This window comes from Corynebacterium callunae (assembly GCF_046592015.1).
Lineage (GTDB): Bacteria > Actinomycetota > Actinomycetes > Mycobacteriales > Mycobacteriaceae > Corynebacterium > Corynebacterium callunae_A.
The window spans coordinates 1-17,275 of sequence record NZ_JAWVOB010000002.1 but is presented as its reverse complement, the minus strand read 5'-3'; the positions used below and the strand labels follow the sequence as shown (position 1 = coordinate 17,275).

The window sequence follows — 17,275 nt, the reverse complement described above, 5'->3', positions numbered from 1 at the left end:
TTGTTCACCTTTTAAGAAGAAAAATATTATTTAATGCCTTTTGGCAGCAGAGGCGGAAATCTTTTTGGGTGGCTTCAGGTAGTGAATGCCACTTCCTGGAACCTTGAAAAACTGCGGTGACCAAGATGCCAACCATCGTGATAGCTTCAGTTTCTGGGCTTTCCTTCAGGCGTTGCGCCTCGGGCCACTTGATGAAGTAATCACGGAGCAGATCTTCCAAAACCGCGCGACCTTCGTGGAATCTGACAAAGTGTTGCATTGCCAGGTCGGGATGGTTAAATCGGATCTCTTTGCGCCGCTTCATGATAGTTCCGGAGAGCCCTCCGGTGGAGTGATCATGGCTCCCGATCAAGTTGATGACCAGTTCAAAAGCTTTGTCAAAAACATCATCATGCTCTACTGCGAGAAATTCCTCGCGCTCTTCTTCAGAGGGAACTCTAAAGCTGGAGCCGATGACGGCGGCCTCTTTAGATTCCACATAGTTGAAGAAAGTTCTCTTAGAGATCCCAGCTTCAGCACAAATATCTTCGACGGTGACATTGTCGAACCCACGCTCCAAGACCAGTCTGGTTGCGTTATCTTCGATCGCTTCCAAGGTCTTTTTACGTTTGATTTCCCTCAACGAGGGTTGCTCTTCAATATCCACTCAAGTAAACCTAGTGAACTTTTACACCGAGTGCAATATTGCACCGGGTGAAGTTGTTAACGCATTCCACATCAAGTGAAATAAATCACAAAAAATCCCCTCATCTCCGCAGTGGAGATGAGGGGAAAATTACGTTAAGTACTACCAGCCGCCGGCACCTTCGAGAATGCCCTTAATCTGCGGGCGCACATCAAACCAGTAGAGACCAATGATTATGATGCCCACCCAAGGCAGGATCGGTACGGAGGTACCCAGCACGATGAGGACAAATCCGGAGGCGATAAGCATGGCTACCCAAATCAGTTTCTTTTGGCGGTCGGCAACTTCAAAGGCGTCTTCGCGGGTGGTGGCTGCAAGGAAAGCTCCGATAAAACCAAAGATTCCAATCAGGGTGAAAATGCCCCAGATGAACCAACTGGTGCCGGAGTAAAGGGTTTGCATATCCATGATTTGTGTGGAACTTCCTTAGCTTTGCGGAGGAATTACTTCTCCGTCGATAATATCTTCCCCACCGTCTTCGGCGGAATTGGCTTTTTTAGCTTTACGCTTTTCCAAAGTTTCATCCAGCTTATCGCGTGAGCTTTCCACGACAGAACTAAAAGCTGACTTCACCTTATCAGTATCGGATTCACTCAGCGCGCCGCGGACGGTATCGGCAACATCTTTCAAAATAGCGCCAGCATCGCGGGCGAAATCCTTGCCCGCTGCTAGAACGTCACCAGACTTGGCCTGTTCCAAGGCTTCTGCAGCCTCGGTTTTGAGCTTGTTGAGGGTTTCTTTCTCGGACAATTCAGAACGAACTTGCTTTCCAACTTTGCCTGCAACATCGCCAAGCTCAGAAGCAGCATCTCCAAAAGTAGACATTTCGAACTCCTTTTAAGCACCGAAGAATATATAAGACATAGTGTAAATAAGAAGTCCCGCCAGCGCACCCACAATAGTGCCGTTGAGGCGAATATATTGCAGATCTTTACCAACCATGAGCTCGATCTTCTCGGAAGCCTCTTCCGCGTCCCAACGCTCAATGGTCTCGGAGATAATGCTGGTGACTTCTGGCGCGTAGTTATCGGCCAAGAAGGCGGCAGCTTTTGTGATGCGATCGTCTAGGGAGCTGCGCAGGTTTTCGTCGTCAAGCACTCTTTGACCCCAGGTCACTGAGGCCTCGGCTATTTTGCGGCGGAGGAGGGATGACTCGTCGGTTGCGGCCTCAATGAGGGAGGCGGAGGCCGACTCCCAAATTGTGGGCGCGGCCTGCGCGATCGCGGCCGAGCCCATGACGTCCTGTTTGATTTGCTCGACGCGGGTGATCATCGCGGCGTCATATTGTAGGTCTTGGGCCAGGTTGTTGAGGAAGCGGCGCAGGGAGATGCGCGCTTCGTGCTTGGGGTCCTCGGCGACGGCGGCGGTGAACTTGATTACCTCCTCATACACCTTGCCGCTGACCAGCTGCGCGGTGAACTTCGGCGCCCAAATGGGGCGGCGCTCGTTGAGCAGGCGGTCAATAAGTTCCTCGGAGCCCAGCGCCTTTTTGTGCAGCCACTGCGCAAGTTCCTGGACCACCGGCTCGGTTTTACCCTCGGCAATCAGCTGTTCCAGCAGGCGGCCAGCGGGAGGAGCCCAGGCAGGCTCGCCCAGTTTGTCAATTACCGCGGCGTTAATAACGGCCTCGGCGTCCTTGGGGTCAATGGCGCGCACGATATTAGCGGTCAGTTTGCCCACCTCACGGGAAACTTTTTCGCCATTTTCCGGCTGCGCCAGCCAGGTACCCAGGCGCTCAGGGATCTCAGCCTGCGAGACCTTCTCTGTAATTAGCTGCGCGTTGAGGAAGTTATCGCCCACAAAGCCGCTCAGAGCCTCGCCCAACTGGTCTTTTTTACGCGGAATAATTGCGGTATGCGGAATCGGCAGCTTCAGCGGATGGCGGAACAACGCGGTGACGGCGAACCAGTCCGCCAGGCCACCGATCATGCCGGCTTCCGCGGCTGCGCGCACAAAGCCCACCCAGGCGCCGCTCTCCCCCGGCCGGGTTTCCACATAACGGCACAGCAAATAGACCAGCGCGGCAAAGATCAGCAGACCAGTGGCAAAGGCCTTGTGACGACGCAATTCCCTACGCCGCATCGCCTCCACTTCCGGGGCCGGCCCGGGCACTGATTGTGTTTGCTGAAGTTCATGATTACCCATAGTGCCCATTATGTACTGTCACCCGTACATGAATGCATAATGCAGCCAAGAATCAGGGTAATTTCGGGGATATGAGTGTCTCACTTTCAACCGATCAGGTGCGCGCGCTGCGCCTTATTGCCCAGCTCCTCGCCCCCTCCTCCGCCCTCACCCGCACGGACGTTATGGATACCGCCGTGGGCGCTGCCAAGCACATGCTGGCCAGCCAGGCGCAGCAGCGTGATTCCGCGCTAATCGCCTTAGATATCCGCTCCCACCACCCCGGCACCGCCGCCACCGCGCTAGAGAACTCCCTGCTCATCCGCAGTTGGACCCAACGCGGCACCCACCAAATCCTAGCCGCCGAAGACGTCCGCTGGATGACACTGCTGTGTTCCCCACGCATCCTGGCCGCCTCCGCCAAGCGCCGTAGCCAACTTGGGCTTGACGACGCCGCCGTCCACCGCGCGCGCGAGGTGCTCACCGAACACGCGGCAGGTGCCCCTGTGCCTAGAAGCCGCGCTTATGAACTATTCCGTTCCGTAGATATCGATCCCGGTGAGTACCGTGGCCAGCACCTTTTGCGTCACTTTGGTGGCGAGGGCGAGATTGTCCAGGGCCCACCAGTTGATGGCGAGGATACCTTTGTACTGCTGGATTCCATTTGCACACTTTCCCTAGGACTTCGTGGCGAAGAAGCACTTATTGAGATGGTCCGCCGCTACTTCTACTCCCGCGGTGCTGCCACACTGAAGGATTTGCAGTGGTGGTCTGGCCTTAACCTCAGCGAATTAAAGCCAGGTATTTCTTTCCTGGCTGATGGCGGGGAAATCCTGCAGGTCACCGGGCCAAATGACGAGGACATGTGGATCCCAGCCTGGGCTGATTCTGTTACTGACGCTGAGGTAAAGGCTGCATTGGAGCCTGAGCTCACCTTGCCCGCATTTGATGAGTACCTGCTCTCCTATACCGACCGCAGCCACCTGATGGATTCAGAGCACTTGTTTAGCATTGGGCCTGGTAAAAATGGAGTGTTTAAGCCATTCAAGGTTGTGCAGGGCGAGGCGCTGCCGGTTTAGGTTTTTGGGACTTGGGTAGAAGTCGGATTCACGAAGTCGGAAGGAGCCCTGAATCCGAAGAATTCGAGTGAATCCGCCTTTTAGAATCCGACCTCTTCCCCTTTACCAGGCCAGACCTCGGATTCACATGCTCGGAAAGAGTGGGTGAATCCGAGGTTTCTTGCATTTTTGGAGGCCTTTCCGAGCTCGTGAATCCGAAACTTCTGTTTGAGCGACCTTTCAGATAAAGTGACCTCAGAAGACAGGTTAAAAACTGTAAACATTGAGATCACCCGCTGCACTTAAGCCAAGTGCAGCGGGCTTCTTTTTGGCTACCCTCGGAATCCGCTCTCCAACAAAGCCAATGAAAACACCCTCTCTCCCTAGAAAATCTAGAGCGAGAGGGTGTTTTCGGAGGTGCTGCTCAATCAGCAGGCCTTATTTACAAGGCATTTACTGGGAGCGACCGGTTTCCTTGAGGTATGCCTTGTAGCCAGCACGGCCCTTCATGATTAGGGCAGTTCCGAGCACAATGCAAACAACTGCAAAGACGACGCCAATGATGGTGTAGGTGTCCCAATTGTCCTGCTGTTGGCCGACGCTGTTAGCGCCGATTCCGAAGAGCACTGCACCAATACCGGCGAGGGAGGCCAAAAGCAGGCCCATTCCCAACCAGGTGGAGGAGCGATCCAGGGAGGAGTGTGGAGCGTTGTAGCTCACTGGTACATATCCCTGGATGTAATGCATACGCTCCGGGGCGGTGTTCTTCTTCGCGGAGGACATGGCGTTCACTCGTCTTTCTTGTTGAACAGTTGTGAACATTCTCAAAGAGAATGTTCAGCCTGTGGAAAACTTACTTAGATTTTAGACTAGTCGTCTTTACCACGGAAAGCTGCACGCGCACGTTCCTTGGTGACAGCTGCCACAGCGGTCAGTGGGATGCCTGCAGGGCAAACATCGGCACACTCGCCGTAAAGGGAGCAGTGACCGAAGTTGGTTTCCATTTCATCAACCATCTTACGGGCACGCAGTCCGCGCTCTTCCTTACCCAGTGGGAGCAGGGAGAGGTGAACCAACTTGGCACCGGTGAAGAGGTGAGCTGCACCGTTAGGACAAGCAGCTACACAAGCGCCACAGCCAATGCAGGCTGCGTGGTCGAGAGCAAGCTCAGCGGTGTGGTGGTTGACGTGGAGGGTATCAGCATCTGGTGCGGTACCAGCGTTGATGGTGACGTAGCCACCCTGCTCCATGACGCGGTCCAGAGCGGAACGGTCAACAACCATGTCCTTGATGATTGGGTACGCTGCGGAACGCAGTGGCTCAATCTTCAGGGTATCGCCATCCTTGTAGCTAACCAGACGCTGTGCACAAGCAGGCTTGTTCTGGTCAGCGCCGTGTGGACGGCCGTTTACGAGGAGACCACAAGTACCGCAAATACCTTCGCGGCAGTCAGAAGCAAAGGCGAATGGCTCTTTGTTTTCTTCGATGAACTTGTTGTTAATGTGGTCAAGCAGTTCCAGGATGGACATCTGTGGAACGGCGTCGTCAACCTGTACGGTCTCGAACTTGCCTTCCGCAGTAGGGCCTGCCTGACGCCAGATCTCAAGTGTTAGTTTCATTACTTGTAGTTCCTTGTCTGCAGTGGGATGGACTCGAAGAACAGTGGTTCTGCGTGTCGCACGAAGGTACCGTTCTCGCCTGGTTCCCAAGCGGAGACGAAGCACCAGTTTTCGTCGTCACGTTCAGCCTCGCCGTCCTCGGAGAGGTGATCGTCGCGGAAGTGTGCACCACAGGACTCGTCGCGGTCGAGGGCGTCGACACACATGAGCTCGCCAAGGTCGATGTAGTCAGCAACGCGTGCTGCGTACTCGAGAACCTGGTTCATCTCATTTGGGCTACCGGTGATGCGCAGGTTCTTCCAGAAATCTTCGCGGAGGGCACGGATCTTGTTGATGCCGTCCTGAAGATCCTTGATGTTACGGGACACACCACAGGAGAAGTACAAGATATCGCCGAGCTGGCGGTGGTAGTAATCAGGTCCGTGTGGGTTGTCGCCATGGATGTTCATGAGGCGATCGATGCGAGCCTGAGCGCGCTCGATTGCTGCAAGAGCTTCCGGTGCATCCTCTGCCAGAACCTCAGTACCCAGCAATGGGCCGAGGTAATTAGGGATGGTGAATGGCAAGGTGAACCAGCCATCAACAGATGCGGAGAGCAGGGAGTTTGCACCCAGACGGTTTGCACCGTGGTAGGTCCAAGATGCTTCGCCGGCGCAGAAAAGACCTGGGATGGAGGTCATTTCATTGAAGTCGGTCCACAGGCCACCCATGGTGAAGTGGCAGGTAGGAGCAATACGCATTGGGGTGGAGTATGGATCCTCACCAATGGCCTCTTCGTACATGGTGAAGAGGTTGGAGTAACGCTCGCGGATGGTGTCCTGGCCAAGGCGCTCGGTGGCGTCGCGGAAGTCCAGGTATGCGGCGTTGTGGAGTGGCCCTACACCAAGGCCGGCGTTGATCTGCTGGGAGATCGCACGAGATGCCACGTCGCGTGGAACCAAGTTGCCGAATGCTGGGTAGCGGCGCTCCAGGAAGTAATCGCGCTCATCCTCAGGGATGGTGTTTGGATCGCGATCGTCGTTTGGAGCCTTAGGGGACCAGATGCGTCCGTCGTTACGCAGGGACTCGGACATCAAGATGGTCTTGGACTGCCAGGTGGAGTTCACAGGCAGGCCGGTTGGGTGGAACTGAATGAAGGATGGGGATGCAAAGTATGCACCAGCCTCATATGCACGCATGATTGCGGATGCATTGGAGTTCTTCGCCAGGGTGGACATGTGGTAGACGTTGCCGTAACCACCGGTTGCCAGCACAACTGCGTGACCGGTGTGAGCGGTGAGCTCGCCGGTGATCAGGTTGCGCATAACCAGGCCTTCGCAGCGCTTCTGTCCATCACGCTCGGTGATGATGACATCAACCATTTCGTTATGGGTGAAGATCTCTACAGAGCCGAGGTGAATCTGGCGCTGCAGTGCGGAAGCGGTGGAAAGCTGTAGCTGCTGTCCGGTTTGTCCACGGGTGTAGTAGGTACGGGAGACCTGCACACCACCGAAGGAACGGGTTGCCAAGGTTCCGCCGTATTCACGAGCAAATGGAGCGCCAATGGCGTTCATGTGGTCGATAACGCGCACGGATTCAACGGCTAGACGCCAGCAGTCAGACTCACGGCAGCGGTAGTCGCCACCCTTAACGGTGTCCTTGACGTGGCGGTATGCACCGTCATTGTCCACCTTCTTGCCGCGGGCAGAGTTAACGCCACCCTGTGCAGCAATGGAGTGCGCACGGCGAGGTGCGTCGTGGTAGGTGAAGGACTTAACGTCGTAGCCGAGCTCGCCAAGGGCTGCAGCTGCAGCGCCACCGGAGAGGCCGGTGCCCACGATAAGAACGCGGAACTTACGGCGGTTAAGTGGGGAGACCAGGTTCATGTGGTCTTTTTGGTACTCCCACATGTCCTTGGTTGGAACACCAGCTGGTTCAGCGGAGTCCAGAACAGTACCTGCGGAAACCTCAGGGAGGATGGATACCGGGTGCTTAAATTCTGGGCGTGGGGTGGTTTCAGAGATAATGCTCATTAAATATTCCTACCTTTACCTAGCTAATCCAGCCGGCTGCGATGACGAATGGGATCGTGATGTTGCCGATCAGAACCAGGGCAGGAACGATGTACGCAACTGCGAGCAGGATTGCCCTCCAGCGGCGGCCAGTGATGCCAAGGTCAGAAACGGCGAGCCAGATGCCGTGAGACAGGTGGACAAAGAGAACTAGGTTGGCAATGATGTACCAGATTGCTACCGGCCAGCGGCTGAAGGAAGCAACCATGTTCGCATAAACTTCGCCATGCTCGAAGGACTGGGATGCTGCAGGTGCAACGCCCATGGTCAGGTCGAGGATGTGGAAGATGATGAAGGCGAGCAGCACAATTCCGGTAACCAGCATGGTGCGGGTTGCGAAGGAATTGAAGCCACCAACCAGGTTGGTACGGCGGAACTTGCCGCGGGACTGGCTTGAGCGGCCGTGCAGGGCGAATGCACAGTAAATGTGCAGAACCAGTGCAACGAGCAGCACAATGCGCAGGATCCACAGAATGGACTCATGCGGGAAGATCGGAGCACCGATCTCGCGCAGGAATTCGCCGTAGACGTCTACTTGTGGTTCACCCGGATGCGCAGAATCGGCTGCGTAGTCCGGCATGAAGATTTTCAGGTTTCCGATCATGTGCACAAGAACGAAGCCACCGAAAATAAGGCCGGTTACGGCCATGGTCAACTTCATTGCCCAGGTCGGATATGCGGGACGCTCACGCAGCGCCTCCGTCGTAATTTTTCCGTGACGGATTGCCTCACGGTCGGGATTTCTAACAGTCATGGCACCTCCAGTGTCGTAGTCACTCTACTTCTGAGCAGGGTTAGTCCACTAGTCATAACGCGCTCCCCCACCTCCCCCAAAGTGCCGTTTATCCACCATTCTCAAGACCTTTTAGGTTAGCCTTACTTCAGTGTCATTTGGCGCCCATATAATTGAGGTGAATCTACCTGCGAAAACAAGAGGTTTTTTCAACAATCACCCAAGTAAGTGAGCTTGCTCACAAGATTCCCGCCGGGGGAGTTTTTTAACCCCGTTTGATATCAACCAAAAGATTAGATCCCAAAATGCTGCTTTTCCACACCCACCTGGGGTGCGTCGAAAAGCGCGGTTTTAGGCGCGCTCAGCGCCGTAGAAATCCACAAGTTTGCAATACCTTAATGCCAAGACTGGTTAAGGTGACGGCCATCACGCTATAGTCAGGTCATGGGAAAGACTTATGTGGGGTCCCGGCTGCGCCAACTGCGCCGGGAAAGAGACCTCAGCCAGGCGTCGCTTGCGGCTACGCTGGGGCTATCGGCCAGCTATGTCAATCAGATTGAACATGATGTGCGTCCGCTGACGGTGCCGGTGCTGCTACGCATCACTGAGGCCTTTGGCGTGGACGCTACCTTCTTTTCCCGCGATGATGATTCCCGGCTGCTCGCCGAGGTCCAGGATGTCATGCTGGACCGTGAGATCAATCCGGCAAATGTGGAACTGCAGGAGCTTTCGGAGATGGTGTACAACCATCCGCAGCTCGCACGCGCAATGGTGGAGATGCACCAGCGCTACCGCAATGTGCGTGACAAGCTTTCCATCGCGGTGGATAACCGCAATAACACGCCTGAGGAGCGTCGCCCCATCGCGGAGGCTGTGAGTATGCCGCATGAGGAGGTGCGCGATTTTATTTATGCGCGCCAGAATTACTTTGATGCCCTTGACCGCCGCGCGGAGGCTATTGCCGCGCAGCTGGGCTGGCAGCCCTATGATGCGCGCGCCATGGAGGATTCCATTTCCCGCCGGCTGCAGCTGGACCACGATGTAAAAATCGTGACCTCCAAGGAGGAGTCCGGCGTGCTGCACCACTTCAATCCGGAGACCCGGCTGCTTACCGTGCACGCGCGTCTAAGCCCGGGACAAAAGGCCTTCCGCATGGCCACTGAGCTGGGCTATTTGGAGGCCAATGACCTCATTGAAGGCATTGTGGATGATGGCATTTGGTCCACACCGGAGGCCCGCACCCTGGCGATCCGTGGCGTGGCTTCCTACTTTGCCGCCGCCGTAATGCTGCCGTATCAGATCTTCCACACCGAAGCCGAGAAATCCGGCTATGACATCGAGTTCTTAGGCCAGCTTTTTGGCGTTGGCTATGAGACCACCGCGCACCGCCTTTCCACCCTGCAGCGCCCCAATCTGCGCGGCATTCCATTTACCTTTGTGCGTGTGGACCGCGCCGGCAATATGTCCAAGCGCCAGTCCGCCACCGGCTTCCACTTCACCCACTACGGCGGAACTTGCCCGCTGTGGAATGTTTTTGAGACCTTCACCAACCCCGGCCAGGTGCTGCGCCAATTTGCGCAGATGCCCGATGGGCGCAACTACCTGTGGATTTCGCGCACTGTGCGACACCACGAGGCGCGTTATGGTGAGGTGGATAAGATGTTCGCCATCGGCCTTGGTTGCGAGGCCCGCCACGCGGATCGAACTGTCTATTCGCGTGGCTTCAACCTGCAGGATCTCTCTACTGCTACCCCCATCGGTTCCGGCTGCCGCGTGTGCACCCGCGAGAACTGCGCCCAGCGCGCATTCCCCTCAGTGCATGGGCGCATCAGCATCGATGCGCATGAGTCGACGATTGCGCCTTACTAAAGGGGTGCTTTTCGACGCTCGCCTCGTCCGCCTAGTGATCGGCAATGTCCGCGTACTGGCCGCCCGTAGCGGCCAGTACGTCATCCGGGGCGATAATGAGCGACCATCCACGCCGCCCTGCACTCACATAGATGCAGTCCTGCAGGATGGCAGATTCATCCAAAAACACCCTATGGGGGTGTTTTTGCCCAATGGGTGAGATCCCTCCAGGTACATAACCGGTGACCACCTGTGCCCTACTACGATCCATCATTGCAGAATGCTTGCCTTTGGCAGCACGAGCCAGCTGCTTGAGGTTCAAGGTGCTACTAGCAGGAACAATGGCAACTACATGCTCCCCATCAACTTCCGCCATGAGAGTTTTAAACACCTGATCTGGGTCCACACCCATGGTTTCTGCAGAGTCCAGGGCAAAACCCTTAGCCGATTTTGGATCCACATCGTGGATATCCAAATCGTAGGAAATCCCCATTTCTGTGAGTTTGATCAGCGCGGGGGTAGCTGAACTATTGTCGACTTTCTTAGCCATAACATATAATTCTAAACGCATGAGAAAAACGCCCTTACCTTTAGGTAAGGGCGATTTCTGCTATTCCGCCTCGAATTCAGAGATGATCTCTTTTGCAGCCCGAAGAATATGCGGGCCATATTCCTCATGGCGCAACCCAAAGTACAACACCGCTGGAATATAGCCTGCAGGATTACCCAGATCATGGCGTTTACCCTCATGAACCACAATGTGAACTGGGTGGCCTTCAGAGATCAGCAGCGCGATAGCATCGGTGAGCTGCAATTCTCCACCTGCCCCCGGGGTAATGCGGCGCAGCGCGTCAAAGATTGCGCGGTCCAAGAGATACCGGCCGGTTGCTGCATAGTGAGAAGGCGCATCTGTCAGTGCCGGTTTTTCCACCATTCCTACAACGCTGCGAATGCCTTCACTTTCAGATTCTGCATCAATCTCACCGAGTTCGAAGATGCCGTAGTTTGAAACCTCATCATCGTCTACCTCAATGGCCGCCAGGACTGAGCCGCCAAACTTTGCGCGAACCTCAGCCATCCTCTCCGTTACGCCAAAAGGAAGCACCAGATCGTCGGGAAGCATGACAGCAACAACATCTTCATCATGATCCAGTACTGCTTCTGCCAGGCCGACAGCGTGCCCAAGCCCCAAAGGCTGGTCTTGTTCTACGGGAACAGTCTGAATTAGGTTGGCGGCTGCACGAACCTTTGCCAGCTGTTCAGTCTTGCCACGAGCTTCTAGGGTTGCTTCCAGCTCTGGGAAGCTATCAAAGTGTTTGAGAATGCCCTGCTTATTTGGAGCGGTAATAATAACCAGGCGGGTTGCACCTAGATCCGATGCCTCTTTTGCGATTAGTTCAATGCCTGGAGTATCCACAACGGGAAGAAGTTCTTTAGGAACGGTCTTGGTCGCAGGCAAAAATCGAGTGCCCATTCCAGCAGCTGGAACGATAACCGTTTTTACGGCATTGCTGTGCTCACTAATCGGTAAATTCATTTCCATTACGATACCGAAGATTCTGAGAATTTCTCTTCAAAGATTCAGGAGGAGCTGTGAAGATAACCACTTTAACACGGTTAAATTGAGAAAGCCTGATTATCCGAAGATAATCAGGCTTTCCAATGTGTGTGAATTAGAGGTTAATCATGTGACCAGCAATGCCGTGAGCTGCTTCCTTAACAGCCTCAGACAAAGTTGGGTGGATGTGAACGCTGCGTGCGATCTCGTTGGTGGTGAGATCCCAGTTCTGAGCCAAAACAAGCTCGTTCAACAGCTCGGATGCATTGGCTCCTACAAGGTGTGCACCAAGTAGTTCCCCAAATTCAGCGTCGGCGACGATCTTAGCAAAACCATCGGTTTCCGCCAGTCCAACAGCCTTACCATTTGCAGAGAATGGGAAGGAAGCAACCTTGATCTCACGATCTGGCCACTTTTCCTTAACCTGCTCTTCGGTGTAACCGAAGGAAGCGACCTGCGGGTTACAGAAGGTTGCGCGAGGCATCATCATGTAATCGCCCAGGGCCTGGGTCTCTGCACCGGCAATGGTCTCAGCAGCAACAATACCCTGAGCTTCAGCAACGTGCGCAAGCTGCAGCTTTGCAGTGACATCGCCGATAGCGTAGATACCATCAACGTTGGTGCGCATGAAGTCATCGATATCAATTGCGCCACGCTCGGTGAGCTTAACGCCGGTGTTCTCCAAGCCAAAGCCCTCAACGCGAGGACGGAAACCAACGGAGACCATGACGCGATCAACAGTAATCGTCTCAGTCTTGTCTGAGCCCTTCTTCTGGTAATCAACTTCAACAGAATCGCCATTGTCACGCACTGCGGTGGTAGCGTGGCCTGGAAGCAAGGTAACGCCGAACTTCTTATAAGCCTTAGCGATAACCTTGGAGACCTCAGGATCTTCGTTTGGAAGGACGCGGTCCATGAATTCAATAACAGTTACGTCAACGCCGTAATTACCAAGAACATAAGCGAATTCCATGCCGATAGCGCCGGCACCGACGATAACCATCTTCTTTGGAACAACAGGATTCAGGATCTGCTCTTCGTAGGACACGACGTTCTCGGAGAACTCAACACCACGAAGGGTGTTTACTACAGAGCCGGTTGCGATGATGCAGTCGTCGAAGGTAACAACCTTGCCGGCATCTGCCCCCTCGGTGATTTCAATGGTCTTTGCATCCTTGAAGGATCCGAGACCGTTGATTTCGGTGATCTTGTTCTTCTTCATTAGATAGTGAACGCCACCGACGATTTTGTCGGAGACACCACGGGAACGCTTATGCGCGTCCTCATAGTTGAAAGTCACTTCACCGTTAATGCCGAAGGTCTTCTTCTCATGAGTAAAGGTATGGGCAACCTCAGCGTTCTTGATAAGAGACTTGGAAGGGATGCAGCCAACATTTAGGCAAACACCGCCCCAGTACTGCTTCTCAATTACGGCAACTTTCTTGCCTAGCTGGGCTGCGCGGATGGCGGCAACGTAGCCACCGGGGCCAGCGCCGAGTACAACAACGTCATAATGTTCAGTCACGTATTCAAGAATACGTGTTTAGCTTCGTATTGTCGTGCACGTGGGTGACTAGATGGAAAGAACCACACTAGATAAGGGGCAATACTGGTAGAAATCCCCGTATGGACATCATTTTCCATGATGTCCATACGGGGATTTCTACCAACAATCGGAAAGCTTAGAACAACCCGATAGTGTGAGAAAGGTTGCTGGTGACAGAGGAACCAGCATGAAGTCCATAACCGAGAATAGTGTTAATGAAGAAGATAATAGGTTCTAGAAATTCCACAGTTTTCCTCCAGAGGTTTATTTAATATTAACTTGACCATAAATGCAGGGTTTTCCAAACGTGTATAGCCACACGCTCAAGATCACTATCTAACTAAACGTTATTCTATCCAAAAACGTTAACTTTAAAGTCTAATTCCCAGAAATTCAGCACTAACCCTCCTTTATTACCATGTCACTCTCACCCTTTCAGCAGCGATTGAGTAATCATCTCCAAGAAAACTCATTTCCCTGCGACAGTAACCAAAAGGACGGGTATGATAAATATGCTTTGCCAGATAAATAGAACAGATTATCTAAATTTACCTTAAAATTTATTATTCGGAGGTAGTATCTCGTGAAAATTGCAGTAGCCGGTCTAGGATATGTCGGACTTTCAAATGCAGCATTGCTATCCAAGAACCACAACGTAGTAGCCCTCGACATTAACGAAGTCCGCGTTGACCTAGTAAATAACTTTAAATCCCCAATTGTTGACAAAGAACTAGAGGAGTACCTTTCAACAAAGCCCGCCAATTTAGCCGCAACCACTGACCCTGAGGTGGCGTACGCTGATGCGGATTTCGCGATTGTTGCTACCCCCACCAATTATGATCCAGACAATAACTTCTTTGATACAAGCAGCGTAGAAAGCGCAATTGAAGCAATTTTGTCAGTTAATCCAGCTGCGCGGATCGTCATTAAATCTACAATTCCAGTTGGTTACACTGAAGGGTTAAACGGAACATATCCGGAAGCAAAGATCATCTTCTCCCCTGAATTCCTACGAGAAGGGCACGCTTTTTACGATAACCTCTATCCATCCCGAATTGTCGTCGGAGACAACTCAGTAGATGGAGAAACCTTCGCCAACCTCCTTAAAGAAGGCGCGGAAATAGACGAAGTTCCAATCCTACTTACGGGTTCCACTGAATCGGAAGCTATCAAGCTTTTTGCAAATACCTACCTCGCCCTTCGGGTAGCATTCTTTAATGAATTAGACACCTATACCGCCATGCGCGGATTAAACACCAAACAAATCATTCAAGGCATCGGACTAGACCCAAGAATTGGCTCCCACTACAACAACCCTTCTTTCGGATATGGTGGATACTGTCTACCAAAGGATACAAAGCAGCTTTTGGCAAATTACAACAATGTTCCACAGAATCTTATTTCTGCCGTTGTTGACGCAAATCGGACCCGTAAAGACTTTATTGCAGACGACATTCTTCGCCGAGAACCCGAGACTGTAGGCATTTACCGGCTGGTAATGAAGTCTGGTTCAGACAACTTCCGTTCCTCTTCCATTCAAGGCATAATGAAACGAATTAAAGCCAAAGGTGTTGAAGTAGTTATTTACGAACCAAACTTAGAGGTAGACGAATTTTATCACTCGAAGGTTTTTAAGAACCTAGAGGAATTTAAAGCGAAAAGCGATATTATCGTCGCAAATCGTCCTACCTCGGAAATTTCAGATGTCTCCGAAAAAGTGTACACCCGTGATCTCTTTAATCGAGATTAAGCCCCGTTAGCTCATCGACGCAAGGTTACAGTTACGCTCAAGAGCGTACGCTCCCTTTTCTACCTTGAGCAATATTTGGACAGCTCATACCCCCCATTTTCGTCACCTTGTACAGGGAAAAAAATTCTCCATCAACCACCCAACCGGAGTAGATAATGCGAATTTTACTCTCCGAGACGATGAGGGGAAAGAAAATCATGGTCGGAGATAAAAGAATAGCGACGCTTCATTAATACCGGCCGACAATATTGTCGCAACCATTTTTCGATAAATTAGTAACTTCAACAACCCATCATTTCGAGACGGGCATACAGCTTAAAACTGCCCCTTAATACTAGGAGGAATCTTGAAGGAGTCTTCACCCATTTCAGTACTTCACGTCGTTGGAGGTATGAACATCGGAGGTATCCAATCATTTCTGATGGAAGTTCTTCGAAATACCGACTCTAGCCAAGTTGAATTCATTTTCTTGTGTCATGGCAACCGAAAATGGGATCACGCAGAAGAAGTAAATAGGCTCGGAGGAAAAATTATCAATATTCCCAGTATTACGGAAGTGGGGGTTTATAGTTACGTTAAATCAATTCGCAAAATCATCCGCACCTATGACATTGAAATAGTACATACTCATCTTTATCTTGCTTCCAGCATTGTACTTTTAGCTGCAGCGCTCGAAAAGGTTCCAGTCAGAATCATTCATTCCCATAGTACCCGAAATGAGTTGGGGGCGAGTTTATCAAGAAAAGCGTATGTCTGTTTAACTCGAGCAATGATCTCAAACTTTTGCACTCTTCGCATGTCTTGCGGTACTGAAGCAGGGAAAACGTTCTTCCGTGGCAAAGACTTTCAACTAATAAATAATGGAATTAATATTTCCAAATTTAAGTTCAATGACTCACTAAGAATTTCCATGCGTGAATCCTTAGAAATTAAAATCGATTCCCCAATTCTATTGCACGTAGGAAGGTTTATTGAAGTTAAGAACCACAAATTTCTAATTGAGATCTTCGCAAAGTTCTTAGAGCTACAACCTAACTCAATTCTCCTCTTAATTGGAGACGGACCAACTCGAGAAGATACTGAAAAACTAGTTGAAAAACTAGGTATTGAAGAAAACGTTAGGATCCTCGGCCAAAGGGAAGATGTCACGAACTTTTATAATGTCGCCGACATTCTACTTTTGCCATCAATTTCAGAAGGCCTTCCCCTGACTTTATTAGAATCACAAGCTAATGGGTTATCTGCCTTGGTAAGCGCTGGAGTTCCACTTGAGTCTTGTGTGGTTAAGGATCTAGTAAATTTCAAAGATTTGGAGGATCCTATAGAAGAATGGGCTGCCAAGATGAATGAAATCGCATTTCACAGAAACGAAAAGGGGGCTCAGATACTAAGGGACGCTGGCTATGATTCTCGTGATTCAGCGACTCGCCTCTCAAACATTTACAAGAGTAAAATTCACTAATTCAACATAACTTTCTTCGTTTGTGTGAGTCATACATAAAAGTCAGATTCCATAGAACAGTTCCTTTTTAGTTGCTTATTAAATAGCCTGCTTATTAACTAGCCTGCTTGTGAACAAACGATCTGTGGCAGGAAGATGGCAAATGTAAATAAGTAGATCTGTGGAACTCGATTGGATGTTAAAGTTAAGATCTATATCCACTATTAACGCAAATAGCGAGGTTCGACTTCCGTCGCCTCCTTGTTAACCATCGCATACTCAACGACCACATTGCAACACGAACCAGCTGACTAGACTTTGGCGTATGGCCAACTAACCCCAGAACGCAGTTGAACCGGATACTTAAACCCCAGAGGCTCCGAACCTGTCTTCGAAGTTGAGTTAGACCGATTAGTTACAACTTGAGGCTCAAGGGTCTAACTCTGATATTGCAGCGAAGTCAGATCCTTTATTCGTTGTTTGATGCGTATATTTTTTAGCACTTATACATCATCTACCTCACAAAAGGGCATCCAATGACGAAATATTCACCATAACACCTTTCTACTTTGAGGATCATCGAAGAAGTTCTCTATCACTGCATTATCATAATGGTTGGCCCTCCCCGACGTCGACTGCGTACCCACATGCTCACTGATCAAAGTCCGCCATGTGGAGTGCTGATACCGAAATACCTCCCTCATACGCACCCTCTAAGTAAAAATGTACGGGTTCACTGCGTCGGATTTGGATACAGCGGTAGCCAAAATTGCTTGTACTCGCGTAAAGCCTCCTCGGTGACCGCTTTGAGGTCAATAAAAGCTAACCCCCGTTTGGTAGACACTCTGAAACCAGCATGGGT

At 51.7% G+C, this 17,275-nt stretch carries 15 protein-coding genes; 4 read left to right on the top strand and 11 right to left on the bottom strand.

Translation table 11 applies throughout. The features are described from left to right. Positions 1-4: 4 nt before the first annotated feature. From SFC07_RS03105 to SFC07_RS03090, 4 genes are all read right to left on the bottom strand, one after another. Positions 5-646, bottom strand: a complete 642-nt coding sequence (locus SFC07_RS03105) for a TetR family transcriptional regulator (protein ID WP_411206778.1) — start codon at positions 644-646, stop codon at positions 5-7. 141 nt (positions 647-787) lie between these two features. Next, on the bottom strand, positions 788-1,093 hold the full coding sequence (locus SFC07_RS03100) for a DUF2516 family protein (protein ID WP_411206777.1): 306 nt from the start codon (positions 1,091-1,093) through the stop codon (positions 788-790). An 18-nt stretch (positions 1,094-1,111) separates the two neighbouring features. Beyond that, positions 1,112-1,510 carry a CGLAU_01105 family protein gene (locus SFC07_RS03095; protein ID WP_411206776.1) on the bottom strand — a complete coding sequence of 133 codons (399 nt, stop codon included), beginning with the start codon at positions 1,508-1,510 and terminating at the stop codon, positions 1,112-1,114. 12 nt (positions 1,511-1,522) lie between these two features. Continuing rightward, entirely contained in the window at positions 1,523-2,830 is a 1,308-nt protein-coding gene (locus SFC07_RS03090; protein ID WP_411206775.1) for a DUF445 domain-containing protein, read from the bottom strand. Positions 2,831-2,901: 71 nt separating this feature from the next. On the opposite strand from SFC07_RS03090, the gene SFC07_RS03085 reads away from it, so the two are divergent. Further along, the gene (locus SFC07_RS03085) at positions 2,902-3,888 is read left to right on the top strand and encodes a winged helix DNA-binding domain-containing protein (protein WP_411206774.1); all 987 of its coding nucleotides are present in this window, start codon (positions 2,902-2,904) and stop codon (positions 3,886-3,888) included. 432 nt (positions 3,889-4,320) lie between these two features. Here SFC07_RS03085 and SFC07_RS03080 read toward each other — a convergent pair whose 3' ends face one another. The 4 genes from SFC07_RS03080 to SFC07_RS03065 form a co-directional block, all read right to left on the bottom strand. Continuing rightward, a complete protein-coding gene (locus SFC07_RS03080; protein WP_411207026.1) occupies positions 4,321-4,650 on the bottom strand; it encodes a hypothetical protein in 330 nt (109 codons plus the stop codon). Between the two features lie 86 nt (positions 4,651-4,736). Then, the gene (locus SFC07_RS03075; RefSeq protein ID WP_411206773.1) at positions 4,737-5,486 is read right to left on the bottom strand and encodes a succinate dehydrogenase/fumarate reductase iron-sulfur subunit; all 750 of its coding nucleotides are present in this window, start codon (positions 5,484-5,486) and stop codon (positions 4,737-4,739) included. Next, positions 5,486-7,498: a fumarate reductase/succinate dehydrogenase flavoprotein subunit gene (locus SFC07_RS03070; protein WP_411206772.1), complete on the bottom strand. Its 2,013-nt coding sequence runs from the start codon at positions 7,496-7,498 to the stop codon at positions 5,486-5,488. The genes SFC07_RS03075 and SFC07_RS03070 overlap by 1 nt, the downstream gene beginning before the upstream one ends. A gap of 19 nt (positions 7,499-7,517) precedes the next feature. Further along, the gene (locus tag SFC07_RS03065; RefSeq protein ID WP_411206771.1) at positions 7,518-8,291 is read right to left on the bottom strand and encodes a succinate dehydrogenase cytochrome b subunit; all 774 of its coding nucleotides are present in this window, start codon (positions 8,289-8,291) and stop codon (positions 7,518-7,520) included. Between the two features lie 423 nt (positions 8,292-8,714). Here SFC07_RS03065 and ramB point away from each other — a divergent pair, with 423 nt between their 5' ends. Beyond that, on the top strand, positions 8,715-10,139 hold the full coding sequence (ramB, locus tag SFC07_RS03060) for an acetate metabolism transcriptional regulator RamB (protein WP_411206770.1): 1,425 nt from the start codon (positions 8,715-8,717) through the stop codon (positions 10,137-10,139). A gap of 31 nt (positions 10,140-10,170) precedes the next feature. Here ramB and ybaK read toward each other — a convergent pair whose 3' ends face one another. The 3 genes from ybaK to lpdA form a co-directional block, all read right to left on the bottom strand. Beyond that, positions 10,171-10,668 (bottom strand): Cys-tRNA(Pro) deacylase, encoded by a 498-nt coding sequence (gene ybaK / locus SFC07_RS03055; protein ID WP_411206769.1) that lies wholly within the window; start codon positions 10,666-10,668, stop codon positions 10,171-10,173. A 60-nt stretch (positions 10,669-10,728) separates the two neighbouring features. Further along, positions 10,729-11,655, bottom strand: coding sequence for a UTP--glucose-1-phosphate uridylyltransferase (locus tag SFC07_RS03050; protein ID WP_411206768.1), 927 nt, complete (start codon positions 11,653-11,655; stop codon positions 10,729-10,731). 136 nt (positions 11,656-11,791) lie between these two features. Then, positions 11,792-13,201, bottom strand: a complete 1,410-nt coding sequence (gene lpdA / locus SFC07_RS03045; RefSeq protein ID WP_411206767.1) for a dihydrolipoyl dehydrogenase — start codon at positions 13,199-13,201, stop codon at positions 11,792-11,794. Between the two features lie 604 nt (positions 13,202-13,805). On the opposite strand from lpdA, the gene SFC07_RS03040 reads away from it, so the two are divergent. Next, positions 13,806-14,972 (top strand): nucleotide sugar dehydrogenase, encoded by a 1,167-nt coding sequence (locus SFC07_RS03040; RefSeq protein WP_411206766.1) that lies wholly within the window; start codon positions 13,806-13,808, stop codon positions 14,970-14,972. A gap of 346 nt (positions 14,973-15,318) precedes the next feature. Further along, a complete protein-coding gene (locus SFC07_RS03035; RefSeq protein ID WP_411206765.1) occupies positions 15,319-16,434 on the top strand; it encodes a glycosyltransferase in 1,116 nt (371 codons plus the stop codon). Positions 16,435-17,275 lie beyond the last annotated feature (841 nt).

Bases quoted from the DNA above. Each gene is read 5' to 3' on its own strand.
- SFC07_RS03090 (WP_411206775.1), bottom strand. From the start codon at position 2,830: ATGGGTAATCATGAACTTCAGCAAACACAATCAGTGCCCGGGCCGGCC.
- SFC07_RS03050 (WP_411206768.1), bottom strand. From the start codon at position 11,655: ATGAATTTACCGATTAGTGAGCACAGCAATGCCGTAAAAACGGTTATC.
- SFC07_RS03065 (WP_411206771.1), bottom strand. From the start codon at position 8,291: ATGACTGTTAGAAATCCCGACCGTGAGGCAATCCGTCACGGAAAAATT.
- SFC07_RS03085 (WP_411206774.1), top strand. From the start codon at position 2,902: ATGAGTGTCTCACTTTCAACCGATCAGGTGCGCGCGCTGCGCCTTATT.
- SFC07_RS03070 (WP_411206772.1), bottom strand. From the start codon at position 7,498: ATGAGCATTATCTCTGAAACCACCCCACGCCCAGAATTTAAGCACCCG.
- SFC07_RS03100 (WP_411206777.1), bottom strand. From the start codon at position 1,093: ATGGATATGCAAACCCTTTACTCCGGCACCAGTTGGTTCATCTGGGGC.
- SFC07_RS03095 (WP_411206776.1), bottom strand. From the start codon at position 1,510: ATGTCTACTTTTGGAGATGCTGCTTCTGAGCTTGGCGATGTTGCAGGC.
- ramB (WP_411206770.1), top strand. From the start codon at position 8,715: ATGGGAAAGACTTATGTGGGGTCCCGGCTGCGCCAACTGCGCCGGGAA.
- SFC07_RS03075 (WP_411206773.1), bottom strand. From the start codon at position 5,486: ATGAAACTAACACTTGAGATCTGGCGTCAGGCAGGCCCTACTGCGGAA.
- SFC07_RS03080 (WP_411207026.1), bottom strand. From the start codon at position 4,650: ATGTCCTCCGCGAAGAAGAACACCGCCCCGGAGCGTATGCATTACATC.
- ybaK (WP_411206769.1), bottom strand. From the start codon at position 10,668: ATGGCTAAGAAAGTCGACAATAGTTCAGCTACCCCCGCGCTGATCAAA.